This is a genomic window from Methylophaga sp. UBA4204, from assembly GCF_002379485.1.
Classification (GTDB): Bacteria; Pseudomonadota; Gammaproteobacteria; order Nitrosococcales; family Methylophagaceae; genus Methylophaga.
The window spans coordinates 19,403-19,780 of the sequence record NZ_DFTU01000016.1; the positions used below are offsets into that span (position 1 = coordinate 19,403).

Annotated in this window: 1 protein-coding gene; it reads right to left on the reverse strand. The window is 46.8% G+C overall.

Going from position 1 to position 378, the window contains the following annotated elements:
- The coding region (locus tag B3182_RS02235; RefSeq protein WP_292751382.1) for an ABC transporter substrate-binding protein at window positions 1–378 on the reverse strand (378 nt) is incomplete at both ends.

Consider the following 378-nt stretch of genomic DNA (forward strand, 5'->3'; position numbering starts at 1 on the left):
GAACGACTTACCTTGCTGTTTGTAACTATCAATAACCGGTTTTAAAGCTTCAGCACTGATTGGATGCTGGGGCTTGCCATCCTCAGCCGTGGGGATATGCGGTTTCATCTGTTCCCATACATTATTGGAAACGGTGATCGCATTACCATTGAGATCCATACTGAAGGCGGTAATGATATCGGCCTGAGTTCCATAACCAATTGTCGCACCAAGCGGTTGTCCGGCAAGCATATGAGCACCATCAAGTGCACCATTAATTACTCCATCCAGCAGCACTTTCCAGTTTGCCTGGGCTTCCAGCGTGACGTACAAGCCTTCATCTTCAAAAAAACCTTTTTCATAGGCGATTGCTAATGGCGCCATATCGGTGAGCTTGAT